The sequence below is a fragment of the Williamsia phyllosphaerae genome, assembly GCF_014635305.1.
Taxonomy (GTDB): Bacteria; Actinomycetota; Actinomycetes; order Mycobacteriales; family Mycobacteriaceae; genus Williamsia_A; species Williamsia_A phyllosphaerae.
This window is the reverse complement of sequence record NZ_BMCS01000001.1, coordinates 2802444-2816334: the sequence shown is the minus strand read 5'-3', so window position 1 is coordinate 2816334 and position 13891 is coordinate 2802444. Positions and strand designations below refer to the sequence as shown.

General features: G+C 69.3%; 13 protein-coding genes. 8 read left to right on the top strand and 5 right to left on the bottom strand.

Features of this window, described 5'->3' with window-relative positions; genetic code table 11:
• The first annotated feature begins 4 nt into the window (after positions 1-4).
• The gene (locus IEV93_RS13195) at positions 5-1192 is read left to right on the top strand and encodes a glycosyltransferase family 2 protein (RefSeq protein ID WP_188490132.1); all 1188 of its coding nucleotides are present in this window, start codon (positions 5-7) and stop codon (positions 1190-1192) included.
• On the opposite strand, the gene metF is transcribed toward IEV93_RS13195, so the two are convergent.
• Positions 1157-2089: a methylenetetrahydrofolate reductase [NAD(P)H] gene (gene metF, locus IEV93_RS13190; RefSeq protein WP_188490585.1), complete on the bottom strand. Its 933-nt coding sequence runs from the start codon at positions 2087-2089 to the stop codon at positions 1157-1159. The two genes, IEV93_RS13195 and metF, sit on opposite strands and share 36 nt — an antisense overlap.
• Positions 2090-2245: 156 nt before the next feature.
• On the opposite strand from metF, the gene IEV93_RS13185 reads away from it, so the two are divergent.
• Genes IEV93_RS13185 through IEV93_RS13170 form a run of 4 tightly spaced genes read left to right on the top strand, consistent with a single transcriptional unit; the run spans position 2246 to position 7441 of the window.
• Entirely contained in the window at positions 2246-3367 is a 1122-nt protein-coding gene (locus tag IEV93_RS13185) for a polyprenyl synthetase family protein (protein WP_229705082.1), read from the top strand.
• Entirely contained in the window at positions 3364-4923 is a 1560-nt protein-coding gene (gene crtI / locus IEV93_RS13180; protein ID WP_188490130.1) for a phytoene desaturase family protein, read from the top strand. Before IEV93_RS13185 ends, crtI begins: the two co-directional genes overlap by 4 nt.
• A gap of 47 nt (positions 4924-4970) precedes the next feature.
• Positions 4971-6515 carry an alpha-(1->6)-mannopyranosyltransferase A gene (locus IEV93_RS13175; RefSeq protein WP_188490129.1) on the top strand — a complete coding sequence of 515 codons (1545 nt, stop codon included), beginning with the start codon at positions 4971-4973 and terminating at the stop codon, positions 6513-6515.
• The gene (locus tag IEV93_RS13170; RefSeq protein ID WP_188490128.1) at positions 6512-7441 is read left to right on the top strand and encodes a phytoene/squalene synthase family protein; all 930 of its coding nucleotides are present in this window, start codon (positions 6512-6514) and stop codon (positions 7439-7441) included. The genes IEV93_RS13175 and IEV93_RS13170 overlap by 4 nt, the downstream gene beginning before the upstream one ends.
• Positions 7442-7453: 12 nt before the next feature.
• Here IEV93_RS13170 and IEV93_RS13165 read toward each other — a convergent pair whose 3' ends face one another.
• Positions 7454-7819, bottom strand: a complete 366-nt coding sequence (locus IEV93_RS13165) for an Rv2175c family DNA-binding protein (protein ID WP_188490127.1) — start codon at positions 7817-7819, stop codon at positions 7454-7456.
• Positions 7820-7908: 89 nt separating this feature from the next.
• Here IEV93_RS13165 and IEV93_RS13160 point away from each other — a divergent pair, with 89 nt between their 5' ends.
• Together IEV93_RS13160 and IEV93_RS13155 are read left to right on the top strand one after the other, a co-directional pair.
• A complete protein-coding gene (locus IEV93_RS13160; protein ID WP_188490126.1) occupies positions 7909-9168 on the top strand; it encodes a protein kinase domain-containing protein in 1260 nt (419 codons plus the stop codon).
• Between the two features lie 127 nt (positions 9169-9295).
• Positions 9296-9880 carry a GNAT family N-acetyltransferase gene (locus tag IEV93_RS13155; RefSeq protein WP_229705081.1) on the top strand — a complete coding sequence of 195 codons (585 nt, stop codon included), beginning with the start codon at positions 9296-9298 and terminating at the stop codon, positions 9878-9880.
• Positions 9881-9949: 69 nt separating this feature from the next.
• Here the strand turns inward: IEV93_RS13155 and IEV93_RS13150 are convergent, their stop codons facing one another.
• A complete protein-coding gene (locus IEV93_RS13150) occupies positions 9950-11350 on the bottom strand; it encodes a class II 3-deoxy-7-phosphoheptulonate synthase (protein ID WP_188490124.1) in 1401 nt (466 codons plus the stop codon).
• Between the two features lie 9 nt (positions 11351-11359).
• A complete protein-coding gene (locus IEV93_RS13145) occupies positions 11360-11884 on the bottom strand; it encodes a polyadenylate-specific 3'-exoribonuclease AS (protein ID WP_188490123.1) in 525 nt (174 codons plus the stop codon).
• 29 nt (positions 11885-11913) lie between these two features.
• Here IEV93_RS13145 and IEV93_RS13140 point away from each other — a divergent pair, with 29 nt between their 5' ends.
• Positions 11914-13230 carry a glycosyltransferase 87 family protein gene (locus IEV93_RS13140; RefSeq protein WP_188490122.1) on the top strand — a complete coding sequence of 439 codons (1317 nt, stop codon included), beginning with the start codon at positions 11914-11916 and terminating at the stop codon, positions 13228-13230.
• Here the strand turns inward: IEV93_RS13140 and IEV93_RS13135 are convergent.
• Positions 13157-13888, bottom strand: coding sequence for a lysophospholipid acyltransferase family protein (locus IEV93_RS13135; RefSeq protein ID WP_188490121.1), 732 nt, complete (start codon positions 13886-13888; stop codon positions 13157-13159). The genes IEV93_RS13140 and IEV93_RS13135 overlap by 74 nt on opposite strands.
• Positions 13889-13891 lie beyond the last annotated feature (3 nt).

The window sequence follows — 13891 nt, the reverse complement described above, 5'->3', positions numbered from 1 at the left end:
GCCGATGTCGGTGGGGACCGTCCTCACCCGGTTCTCGCTCGGGCTGAGCGCACTGAACGCGGCCATGGCCCTGCTCAACACCCGTCGTTTCCGAGGGCTACCCATCGCGCCCGCTCCGACTCCCGGGCCGATCCTGGTGTGCGTCCCCGCGCGTGACGAGGGACCCCGGATCGGGAATCTCATCGCCGATCTGCGCGCCCAGCGCGACGTGCCCGATCTCCGGGTGGTCGTCTACGACGACTGTTCGGGCGACGACACCGCCGAACGTGCACGCGCGGCCATCGCCGACGACGACCGGATCACGCTGGTGTCCGGCACGACGACACCGCCGCCGGGCTGGACGGGCAAGGCGTGGGCGCTGCACCGGCTCACCGAGGCGCTCCCGCCCACCGAGACCCATCTGTGCTTCGTCGACGCCGACGTCCGACTCGGCCCCGATGCCCTCGCCCGGGCCGTGCACGAGTTCGCCGCGCTGGACGACGCCGGTGGCCGACGGTCACCGGGCCTGCTGTCGGTGTGGCCGCAACAGCTCTCCGGATCGACGGCGGAGACCCTCGTCCAACCGCTCCTGTCGTGGTCGTGGTTCGCGCTGCTGCCGTTGGCGATCACCGAGCGGCACCTGCGTCCGTCGACCGCGATCGCGAACGGACAGTTCCTGCTGACGACACGCTCTCGGCACGCCCGGATCGGCGGCCACCGCGCCGTGGCGGGCAGTCTCACCGACGACCTCGATCTCGCGCGCGCGTACCGGCAGGCCGGGTTCACCACGCACGTCCGCGGCGGCCATGAGGACGTCCGGTGTCGGATGTACGGCGGCGCAGACGAATTGCGATCCGGGTACCGACGATGGCTGGCCACCGAGGTCGGCGGGACCGGCGGCGCACTCGTGGTCGCCACACTCGCGCTGGTGGGGTACGTGTGGCCGGTCGCGGCGCTGGCCACCGCGTCGCGGCGGTCGGGCGCAGCGGCACTGGTGCTGGCCGCGGGATCGCGTATGGCCGCGCGAGGCCACGAGGCCGGGCGGATCACCCCGACCGATGTGGCGTCCGCGGTGGGGCACCCGGCGGCCATGACCATCACCGCCGCACTGCTCATCGACTCCGCCCGGCTGACGCGCTCGGGTGCCCTGCGGTGGAAGGGACGCCCGGTGGGTCGATCAGGGGACGAGGACGTCCATCCCGAGGCGCTGTAGCACCTCGGTGGTCGCCTTGGCGAAGTTCAGGCTGCAGAAGTGCAGTGCCGGAACGCCCTCGGCGATGAGGCGTTCGGACATCTCGGTGGCCAGATCGATGCCCACCGAACGGACGGCCTCGCGATTGCGGTCCTCGTCGTCACCCGCGGCCCGCGACAGCCGCTCGTCGACGTCGGCGGGCAGGGTCGAGTTGGACAGTTCGAGCATCCGTCGCACCGACGCGAGCGAGGTGATCGGCATGATGCCCGGGATGATCGGCTTGGCGCCCTGCTCGGGGTCGGCGGCGACCACCCGGTCGCGCAGACGCAGGTAGTCGTCGACATCGAAGAACATCTGGGTGATCGAGTACTCGGCCCCCGCACGCAGCTTCGCGACGAGGTACTTGGTGTCGTCCTCGAGCGTGGGCGCACGATGGTGGCCTTCGGGGAAGGAGGCGACACCGACCTGGAAGTCACCGAGTTCGTCGACGAAACGCACGAGGTCCTCGGCGTAGGCCACGCCGTCGGGGTGCTTGACCCACTCTCCCAGTGGGTTTCCCGGTGGATCACCACGCAGGGCCAGGATGTTGGTGATGCCCTGGTCGGCGTAGGCACCGATCAGGGCACGCAATTCGGTGAGACTGTGGTTGACCGCGGTGAGATGGGCCACGGTCAGCAGTGTGGTGTCGCGGGCCAACTGCCCGGCGATCCGGACCGTGCGGTCCCGCGTGCCACCGCCGGCGCCGTAGGTCATCGACACGAACGCCGGACGCAACTGTTCGAAGATGCGCACCGCACGCCACAGTCGCTCCTCACCGGCCTCGTCCTTGGGCGGGAAGAACTCCACCGAGAACGGAACGGGACCGCTGTGCGGTTGCGACAACTGCGAGACGACAGAGGGTGGTCCAGACGGTGTGATCACCGCTCCAGCATACGGACACACCCCGACGGGATGCGCGGCGTCTCACGCGTCGCCGCCCGACCCCCGCGGCCGCCCCTGCCGACGCCGGACCAGCGCCGACGATCGGTAGGGTTGGAGAATGCTCCCCTCCCATCCGCAGCATGTGGAGATCGTGTGACCCCGACCTCGGAGATCACCTCGTCGACAGCGGTTCCCGTGCCCGACAGCGTGCAGGCGGTGCCCGCCGCCGCCGAGACCGTCCTGCGCGAGATGTTCGACGTGCACCGGGCCACGACCGCGCAGATCTCGCCGGTTGTCGCGACGCTGGTAGACCAGCTCGCCGCGTTCACGCTCAACGGCGGCAAACGCGTCCGACCGACCTTCGCGTGGTCGGGATACCGCTGCGCGGGCGGCCGCACCGACGAGGCGATCGCACGCCAGGCACTGACCGTGTGCACCGCACTCGAGCTGATCCAGGCCTGCGCACTGATCCACGACGACATCATCGATCGTTCCGACACGCGCCGCGGCCGACCCACGGTGCATCGTGCGCTGGAGGCCCAACACGTCGACCGGACCTGGTCCGGCGACGCCGGCCACTACGGCGTCTCGACCGCCATCCTGCTCGGCGATCTGGCCCTGAGCTGGGCCGACGACGTGGTCGCGAGCCGGGACCTGCCCGCCGAGATCCGGGACCGGGTGCAGCCGATCTGGGCCGCGATGCGTACCGAGGTCCTCGCCGGGCAGTTGCTCGACGTGATCGGTGAGGCATCCGGCGACGAGTCGGTCGACGCCGCGTTCCGGGTCATGCGCTATAAGACCGCCGGGTACACCGTCGCCCGTCCGCTGCAGTTGGGGTCGGCGCTGGCCGGCGCCGACGAGACGCTGTCGGAGGCGCTCGGCGCGGTCGGCGACGGTCTGGGCATCGCCTTCCAGTTGCGTGACGACCTCCTCGGCGTCTTCGGGGATCCGGCCCAGACCGGCAAACCGTCCGGCGACGACCTCGTCGCGGGGAAGCGAACCGCCCTCCTCGCGCTCGGACTGCAGGCCGCCGACGCCGACGATCCCGCCGCCGCCGCTGAGCTCCGCTCGATGATCGGACGACCCTTGACCGACGACGAACTCGACCGCGCGCGAGCAATCCTGCGCGACGCCGGAGCCGAGCGTGCCGTGGAAGATCACATCGACCGTCTCGTCGCCGAGTCGTTCGAGGCCCTCGACGCGGCCGCCGTCGATCCGTCCGCGCGCACCGAGCTCGTCACGGTCGCCACCGCCATCGCCGGGCGTCAGCGATGAGCCGCCGCGACGCGACCCGTTCCGGCGTTCGACAGGTCACCGGGCCCACCGACCACGTCGTGGTCATCGGGGCGGGGTTGTCGGGACTCGCCGCCGCGTTGTACCTGCGGGGCGAGGGCCACCAGGTCACCGTCATCGAGGCCCAGCGGACACCGGGCGGTCGGGTACGCACCGAGTCGATGCGCGGCCATCTGTTCGACACCGGCGCATCGGTGCTGACCATGCCGGGGCTGATCGAGGCGCCGATGGCCGCGGTCGGTATCTCCGCCGCCAGCACCCGCGCGATGCTCGATCTGACCCCGTTGGACCCGACTTATCACCTGCGCTACGCCGACGGCACCGACTTCGCCGTCGACCGGGACACCGATGCGCTCGCGTCGTCCATCGGATCGGTGTTCGGCTCGGCCCAGGAGCAGGGCTACCGCCGCCTGCGGACCTGGCTCGAGCACCTCTACGACGTGGAGTTCGACGACTTCATCGACCGGAACTTCGACCGCCTCACCGACTTCGTCGACAACTCCGAGATGCGCACCCGCGTCGGTCAACTCGTCCGGATGGGCGCCGTCCGCCACCTCACGCCGGCGATCGGTCGCTTCATCAGCGACACCCGACTGCAGCGCGCGTTCACCTTCCAGGCGCTCTACGCGGGCGTGCCCCCGAGTCGCGCGTTGGCGATCTACGCCGTCATCTCGCAGATGGACATCGGTATGGGCGTCTGGTACCCGCGGGGCGGCATGGGTCGCATCGGTGCCGTCATGGCCCAGGCCTTCACCGCCGCCGGGGGCACCATCCTCTACGGCCACCCCGCGCGGAGGATCGAGTTCGATCGGTCGTCGCACGGCCTGCCGCGTGCCGTGGCCGTCCAGACCGACGGCTGCGAGATCAACTGCGACGCAGTCATCGTCACCACCGACACCCCGGTGACCACCGAACTCCTCAGGGACATGCCCGCCACCCGGTCGCGTCGGAGGACCCGTCACTCACCCAGCGCCGTGGTGACCCACCTGACCGTGCCCGCCGAGATCGGTGCCGCCTGGCCGGGTGGACACCACACCATCGACTTCGGCGAGGCATGGGAGGAGACGTTCCGGGAACTGACCGCTCGATCGGGACGGTTGATGAGCGATCCGTCGTTGCTGCTGAACCGGCCCGGTCTGACCGACCCTGATCACTTCATCGTCGACGGCCGCGAATCGGTGACCGTCCTCGCGCCGTGCCCCAACCTCGACAGCGCCGATCTGCCCTGGGATGCACTCGCCCGGCCCTACGTCGCCGAGGTCCTGTCCGTGCTCGAGAGCCGCGGCTACCGCGGCATCGCCGAGACCGCCAGGATCGAGCGGATCGACCATCCCGGGGTGTGGGCGGCGGCGGGCATGTCGGCCGGTACGCCGTTCGCGGCAGCGCACACCCTGGCGCAGACCGGCCCGCTGCGAGCCACGAACCTGTGGCCCGGCGCGGCCAACGTGGTGTTCGCGGGCAGTTCGACCGTTCCCGGGGTCGGCATACCGCCGGTGTTGGTCTCCGGCCGCCTGGCCGCCGAACGCATCACCGGGTGAGTGCCGCATGAGGTGTCCGGGTGACGTCGGGCACTAGGATCGCCCCTATGGAGGTCGGTGTCGAGCGCGAGGTCCCGCGCACCCGTGGCGCGACCGTCGCGGCGTTCCTCGCGACCCCCGTCGGACGGGCGGCGCGCCTGGGCTTCATCGGGTCGCTTCTCGTCACCCTCGGCAGCTTCGGCGTCGGCGACATCCCCCGCGCGAATACCTGGCTGCAGGACACATCGATGGCCTGGGTCACCTACGGCCACGGTAAGTCGTTGTCGGCGTTGCTGTTCTGGGCCGGTGTCGCACTGATGGTCGTCGCGTGGGTCCGTCTCGGTCGCGTCGTGCTGGCCGAACGCCTCGCCACCACCGACGCCGGTGACGCGTCGATGTCGGGCGTCGGCGAACTGCGCTGGGCCGCAGCGGCGTGGGCGGCTCCCCTGATGCTCGCGGTCCCCGTGTACAGCCGCGACGTCTACGCCTATCTGGCGCAGGGCGCACTGCTGCGCGACGGCCTCAACCCCTACGTCGACGGGCCCGCGTCACAACCCGGCCCGTTGCTCGACAGCATGGCCCAGGTGTGGGCGACCACCACCGCGCCGTACGGACCGTTCTTCGTCGCCATCACCCGCGGCGTCACCGAGATCACCGGTGACCACACGATTCCCGGCGTCCTGCTCATGCGTCTGGTGATGCTGCCCGGATGGGCACTGGCGATCTGGGCGGTCCCCCGACTCGCGGCACACGTCGGTCGGGACCCGCGCGTGGCGGCGTGGCTGGTCGTGTTCAACCCGATGCTCGTCATCCATCTCGTCGCCGGTCCGCACGTCGAGATGCTGATGGCGGGTGTGTTGGTCGCCGGAGTGGTGTTGGCATTGCGGGGACACCACGTGAGCGGTTTGCTGGTGCTGGGCGTCGCCGTGTCGATCAAGGTCACCGCGGGCATCGCGATCCCGTTCGTGCTCTGGATCTGGTTGTCACACATCCGTTCTCGTCGCGAGGTCCGTGCCGTCGACGTCGCGCGCGCCTTCGCGGTGATCGTGGCGACGACCGTCGCGGTGTTCGGTGTGTTCACCCTGCTCATCGGCCACGGGTTCGGATGGCTCAACGGTCTCGGGTACGCCGACCGAATCATCAACTGGTTGACCCTGCCCACCGCGATCGCGCACATCATCACCTACCTCGTGGCACCCTTCACCGCCATCCCGCTGGGACCGGTGTTGTCGGTGAGCCGGACTGTCGGCTCGGTGGTGTTGGCCGTGGCGTTGGTGTGCATCTGGTGGCGTTTCCGACGCGACGAGCGCAGCGCGGTGGTCGGCATGGCCGTCGCCATGTTCGCGGTGTTGCTCCTCGAACCGTCCACGCTGCCCTGGTATTACAGCTGGGCACTGGTGTTCACCGGGGCGGCGGCGATCACCCGCAGGTGGCTCGCGGTCATCGTCGGCGCCTGCGTGTTCATGTTGATCGTCTTCCAGCCCGACGACTCGATCCTGCTCTACGAGCCCACCGATCTCGTGTTCGCCGCGCTCCTCGCCGGGCTGGCCGGCTGGTCGTTGTGCCGCGTGGACCCGCTGCGGCTGCGTCGGGCGATGGAGCGCGTCCGATGACGCCCGAGGTGGGCTCCGCCCTCGAGCGCGGGTACCGGGCGGCGCGTGAATCCACCGCCCTACACGGCCGCACCTACTACCTCGGGACGCGGCTGTTGCCACCGGAGCGTCGTCGCGCGGTGCACGCGCTCTACGGTTTCGCGCGCATGGTCGACGACGTGGTCGACATCCCGGGAGATCCCGATCCGGTCGGCACCGTCGACGACATGGACCGGCAGTTGCTCGACGCTCTCGAGGTGGCAGGCGGACCGCGCGGGTCGATCCCGTTCGAGGGGATCGCGGGCATCGACGACCAGATCCTCGCGGTCGCGGACACCATCGTCGGATTCGACATCCCACGCGACTACTTCACCGCGTTCATGGCGTCGATGCGGATGGACCTGCCCGGGAGTCCGTTGTTCCGCAGCCGGTATCGCACCTTTGACGAACTCGACGAGTACATGTACGGTTCGGCCGCGGTCATCGGTCTGCAGATGCTGCCCATCCTGGGGACCACCGATCCGGACGAGGCCATCGCACCGGCGCGCGCGCTCGGTGAAGCGTTCCAGCTGACCAACTTCATCCGCGATGTCGGCGAGGACCTCGACCGCGACCGCATCTATCTGCCCACCGAGGAACTCGCGTCGTTCGGGGTCGGCGAGGACATGCTTCGCGAGGCCCGTCGCACCGGGGTCAGCCCACCGGAACTCGTTCGCGCGCTGGCGCATTGCATCGCCGTCACCCGGTCCCGCTATCGCGATGCCGAGCCCGGTGTCGCACTGATAGCGCCGCGCAGCCGGCCCGCCATCCGCGCCGCGTTCGACCTCTACCGCGACATCCTCGACGAGGTCGAGGCCGCCGACCACCAGATCATGGGTCGTCGCGTGTCGGTCGGTGGCCGCCGCCGCGCGCGCCGTGCGATCTCCGCGGTCATCAGAAGGCGCTGACGCCGGGTCGACTCAGAAGGCCAGTGCCTGCGCGCGACGGATCATCTCGCGCGCGGAGTGGCCGTGCAGTGCGTGCGCCGGGCACTCGCCGATGTCGTCCTGTTCGGTGAAGAGCCACCGCATGGCGGCGTTGCGGCTGAAGCCACCGTCGATCAAGACCGCGATGAGCCCGACGAGGTGCTTGGTGACCTCGGAACCGTCGAGGAAGGTCGCAGGCACCATCGGCACTCCCGACCGGTTGACCGCGAGGAGTTGGTGCTCGGCGATCATCGTGCGGATCCGCCCGGCGGACAGGTGGAGACGCTTGGACACCTCCGACACATCGAGAACGGGTTCGTCGGCGGGCAGGAAGTCATCGGACATCGGCAGGGAAACCACAGCGATGACACTACCGAGCACCGTGGGCGACGCAACGGGTCGGATCCGGTTGTCGGAGGTGGCAGGCCCCACTCGCTACCCTGACAACCATGAATGCCGTCCGCGATGTGTTGCTCGGTGCGCGCCTGGAGCGGCGCTACCGCATCGACGCGCTCATCGCCCGGGGCGGCATGTCGAGTGTGTACCTCGGGATGGACCTCCGGCTCGACCGTCCCGTCGCGGTCAAGGTGATGGATCCGCGCTACAGCGCCGATCAGGAATTCCTGTCCCGCTTCGAGTTCGAGGCGAGGTCGGTGGCGCGCCTGAAGGATCCCGGTCTCGTCCCCGTCTACGACCAGGGCGTCGACGGCGATTACGCCTTCCTCGTGATGGAGCTCGTCGAGGGTGGGACGCTGCGCGAGCTGCTGCGTGAGCGCGGCCCCATGCCGCCGCATGCGGCCGCCGCCGTGGCCATCCCGGTTCTCGGTGGGCTCGGTGCCGCCCACGCCCATGGGCTCGTCCACCGGGACGTGAAGCCGGAGAACGTGTTGATCTCGGAGAACGGTGAGGTCAAGGTCGTCGACTTCGGTCTGGTCCGCGCGATCGCGGCCGCGGGGATCACCTCCAACAGCGTCATCCTGGGGACGGCCGCGTACCTGTCGCCCGAGCAGGTCGAATCCGCCGACGCCGACGCCCGCAGCGACATCTACTCCATGGGCATCCTGATCTTCGAGATGCTGACCGGGACAACCCCATTCACCGGTGACACGGCCCTCGGCCTGGCCTACGCCCGACTCCAGCGCGACGTGCCACCGCCGAGCCGTCTCATCCCGGGTGTCCCCCGCGAGTTCGACGAGTTGGTCCTCACCGCGACCGCCCGACGTCCCGAGGCGCGCTACGCCGACGGTGACGACATGCTCGACGCACTCGTCGACATCGTCGCCGACCTCGGCCTGCCCCCGTTCACCGTTCCAGCGCCGACGCGATCAGCCGAACGCGAGACGGTCATCGCCTACCGCAACGGTCGCGCGCCGGTCGCACCTCCACCCGCTCCCCTGCCCCCGACCCCGCGCAACGCCACCCGCATGATGGACGCCGATCCCGACCCGGTGGCCCCACCCCGCGCCGCGACGCGTTTCGAACCCCGCGGCCACGATTTCCGTGAGGACGATCTCGCGGATGTCGAATTCCCGGATGACGACTTCTCGGACGACGCGCGGCCGCGTCCGGCGCTGCTGGCGATGTCGCGCGACTACGACGAGATCCGCAGCCGCTCCCGACGTCGAGCCCAGGTGTTCACCCTGCTCGTGTTCATCCTCGGGATCGCGCTGGCCGCCGGCGGCTGGTGGCTGGGCTCCTCCATCGCCTGATCCGGTTGTGCCCGGCGGCACGTCCACAAGGAACACCGCTCGGCCCTCATCCGGGCAATGCGCCCGGATGGATCGCCAGGGGTGACGGTTGTGGACGCCGTTGCCTCCGATGGACGACGATGGCCCGGTGCCGAAACTCGTTCAGCAGGTCGTGGCGTCCGACTTCTTCCCGACGACAGCGCAACCCGTCATCGACGGGCCCGGCGGCTCGATTCTGCGACCGTGGGAGTCCGACGACGCCGCCGCGGTCGCGGCAGCCTATGACGACCCGGCGATCCAGCAGTGGCACAGTCGCCGGATCGACACCCTCGAGGAATCCCGCGCGGTGATCGAACGCTGGCGATCGGAGTGGCCAAACGGATCCGGCGCGCAATGGGCCCTCGCGGATGGAGACGCCGGGACGCTTCTCGGGCGCGTGGCCCTGCGGCGGATCGACCTCCAGGACGGAAACGCCGAGGTGGCCTACTGGATGGTGCCCGCCGCCCGCGGTCGCGGACTGTGTGCGTCCGCGGTCGACGCCATGTCGCGCTGGGCATTCGACCACGCCGGACTACACCGGCTCCATCTCGAGCACTCTGTCGCCAACCACGCGTCCTGCCGAACCGCCGAGAAGGCCGGATTCGTGGCCGAGGGAACCCATCGATTGTCGGTCCCACACGCCGACGGGTGGCATGACATGCATTTCCACGGCCGCGTGAGCACTGATCGGTAGCGCAGAACCGACCTCAGACCGCGCACGGGGGGACGATGCCCCCGCACGTTCCCGAGACTTGAACGGGGCTCAGCCCCGGAGCATCTCCGCGACCAGGAACGCCAGTTCCAGCGACTGCTGGGTGTTCAGACGGGGGTCGCATGCCGTCTCGTACCGACCCGGGAGGTCGAGGTCCGAGATGTCCTGCGCGCCACCGAGACATTCGGTGACGTCCTCGCCGGTGAGCTCGATGTGCACGCCACCGGGATGTGAACCGAGTGCGCGGTGGACCTCGAAGAAGCCCTGGACCTCGTCGACGATGCGGTCGAAGTGCCGGGTCTTGAAGCCGGTGGACGCCTCGTGGGTGTTGCCGTGCATCGGGTCGCACTGCCAGATCACCTTGTGCCCGGTCGCCTCGACCGCGGACACGATGGGCGGCAGGACGTCACGAACCTTGCCGTTACCCATCCGGGCGACGAGCGTGAGACGACCGTCGACCTTGTGCGGGTCCAGCTTGTGCACGTACTCCACGGCCTGTTCGGGCGTGGTCGTCGGCCCGATCTTGACCCCGATCGGGTTGTTGATCAGCTCCGCGAGGGCGATGTGCGCGCCGTCGAGCTGGCGGGTCCGCTCACCGATCCACAGGAAGTGGGCCGAGAGGTCGTAGAGCACCTTCTCGCCGTCGGGATCGGTCGGGTTGTCGGCGAGTCGCAGCAGGCCGCGTTCGTAGTCCAGCACCAGCGCCTCGTGTGAGGCGTAGATGGTGGCCGACGACAGGTTCGAGTCGTTGACACCGCATGCGTCCATGAAGCGCAGCGCGCGGTCGATCTCACCGGCGAGCGCCTCGTAGCGTGCTCCTGCCGGTGAGGTGCGCACGAACTCACGGTTCCAATCGTGCACCTTGTGCAGGTCGGCCAGCCCGGCGCCGGTCAGCGCGCGCACCAGGTTCATCGCCGCGCTCGCGTTGGCGTAGGCACGGACCAGTCGCGACGGGTCGTGTGCGCGGACGGCCTCGTCCGGCGGGAAGCCGTTGACCATGTCGCCGCGGTAGGACTGCAGACCGAGGGCGTCGGTGTTCGACGACCGCGGCTTGGCGTACTGCCCCGCGATACGCGCGACCTTGACGACGGGCATGCTCGCGCCGTAGGTCAGCACCACCGCCATCTGCAGCAGCGTGCGGATGTTGCCCTTGATGTGCGGTTCGGTGTTCGCGACGAACGTCTCGGCGCAATCACCGCCCTGGAGCAGGAACGCCTCACCCCGGGCCACCTGCGCGAGCTGCTCGGAGAGGTGTTCGACCTCGGCGGGCATGCAGATCGGCGGGACACTCTCGAGCACGGTCCGCATCGCCCGCGCCTTGTCCTCGGGCCACGACGGCTGCTGCAGCGCGGGCCGCGACAGGGCGTCGGAGAAGCGTTCGGCCAGGTCGCCGGGCAACGGCGGCAACTCGGGGAGTTCGTCAATCGGTACGTCTACGGTCCAGTTCACCACCGCAACAGCCTAGTGCCTGCGGTGATCCGGGTCCGATTCGCGTACAGCACCTGCGTCCGCCGCGGCCGTCATCGACTGCCAGCGGACCAGATTGTGTCGGGCGTCGACCAGCGCGTCATGGGCGTCGGCGGGCGGGGCGGGCAGCTCGGGACGACCGAGCGCCTCCCAGTGCTGCTTGAGTTCGCGGGTGAACCGCGGGATGGGGCGCGGCAGCGCCGTCATCGATCCCCACAGCTGACACAGCACCACGTGGTCGTACGCGCCGATCCACGCCCACAACTCGATCTCGCCATCGCCGGCGGTGAGAAAGTTCAGCAGATCGTCACGTATCTGTCGCCTGGACCGCCAGGCTTTCGACGACGGCGACGGCAATTGTGGCAGGACATGAGATCTCACCCAGCCCCCAGCACGTGCGGGGTCGAACTCCGACGACACCGCGTAGAACTCCCGACCGTCCTCGGCGACCACACCGATCGACACCAGTTCGATGGTCTGACCGTCCTCGATGAACTCGGAATCGTAGAAGTAGCGCACACTCAGACCCTATGCGCTCAGGTGTATCGATGACCGCCCTCACCGACCGCGTCGAGAGGGCCGACGCGGGGTTGGCCGCGTGGCGTCCCTCGCGACGGCTGATCGGCCTCATTCTCGTCGCGTTCACGCTGACGGCGATCGGTCACACGATCGGTCTCCCGTTCACCCGGACGTTCCCGGCGTTCGACCGGATCGACATCGACGTCTACCGCATGGGCGCGCAGGTGTGGCGCAACGGCGGTTCGCTCTACGCGTCGGGATCGATGCCGTTCACCACCGACGGCATCTGGCTGCCGTTCACCTATCCGCCGTTTGCGGCGCTGATGTTCCTCCCGTTCAGCACGGTCCCCCTCGCCGTCGCCGGCGTGGCCATCACGTTGTCGACGGTGGTGCTGACCGTCGTCATCGCGCGGATCGTCCTGTTCCGCCTGTCCATCGGCACCCCCGAGAACCGCCTCTGGATCGCGCTCGTCGTCGCCACCGGCGCGCTGTGGCTCAACCCGTTCTGGATGACCCTCGGGTACGGACAGGTCAACGTGGTCTTGATGGCGCTGGTCGCCGTCGACCTGCTGCTCGTGCCCCGCGACTCCCCGTGGCGCGGCGTGCTCATCGGTGTCGCCGCGGCGATCAAGCTGACCCCGATGGCGTTCGTCCTGATCCTGCTGGTCCGCGCGGAGTGGCGTGCGGCCCTGCGAGCGGTCGGCGCGTTCGTCGGATTGGCCGCGGTCGCAGCGGTGTGGGCCCCGGCCGATTCGGTCCGGTACTGGACGCACACCGTCTTCCACACCGACCGGATCGGCGACCTGTCCGGCGGTAACAACCAGAGCGTCAACGGCTTCCTGGTTCGGTTGTTCGGCGGCTCGGGACACACCGAGCACGTGCTGTGGGCCATGGCCGTCGTCGCGCTCACAGCGCTGGCGGTCGTCGCGATCCGACGCTGCGCACCGCTGGGCGGCGATGTGCTCCCGGTGGCCGTGACCGCCGTGTGGGCGCTGCTGGTCTCGCCCACCTCGTGGGCGCACCACTGGGTGTGGTCGCTCCCCGCCGTATTGGCGCTCGCGGTGGTGGCCGTGCGCTCACCGGACCGGACGATCCGCCGGTGCTACGGAACCCTCGCGGTGACCGGGGTGCTCGCGTTCGCGGCCGGGCCGTTCCAGTTCCTGCCCCGACGTCCCGCGGTCTGGGATGCGCTCGATGCGGTCGCGGGCAACGCCTACTGCCTCTGGGGTCTTGCGGTCCTCGTCACCATCACGGTGGTGGGCCGCGACACCGTCAGGCGGCGGGCTCGGCCCGGGTCGAACCGGGTTCGACGACCGGCTCCGCGGTCCCCTCTGCAGCCTTCTTGAGGCTGGCCGCGTAGAGGTCGACGTACTTCTGCCCGCTCAGTCGCATCAGCTCGTACATGATCTCGTCGGTCACCGCGCGCTCGATGAAACGGTTGCCGTTCATGCCCTCGTAGCGCGAGAAGTCCAGCGGCTTGCCGATCCGGACGGTGATCCGGGTGGGTCGCGGGAACGTGGTCCCCGGCGGGTTGAGCTTGTCGGTGTTGATCATCGCCACCGGGATGACCGGTACCCCGGTCTCCATCGCGATCCGGGCCAGGCCGGTCTTGCCCTTGAACAACCGACCGTCGGGCGAACGTGTGCCCTCCGGGTACATCCCCATCAACTGGCCGTCCTCGAGCTTGCGACGAGCCGAGATCAGTGCGTTCTCGGCCGCATCCGCGCCGGACCGGTCGATCGGGATCTGTCCCACGGCGGTGAAGAACCACCTCTGGAACCGTCCCTTGAGACCGGTTCCGGTGAAGTACTCGCTCTTGGCGAGGAAGTAGATACGACGCGGACTCGCCATCGGCAGGTAGAAGCTGTCGACGACGGCGAGGTGGTTGCTGGCCAGGATGGCCGGACCGTTCTCGGGGAGGTTCTCCACGCCCTCGACGCGGGGCCGGCCGGCCAGGTTCAGGATCGGGCCCAACAGAACATACTTGAACAGCCAGTACCACATAGC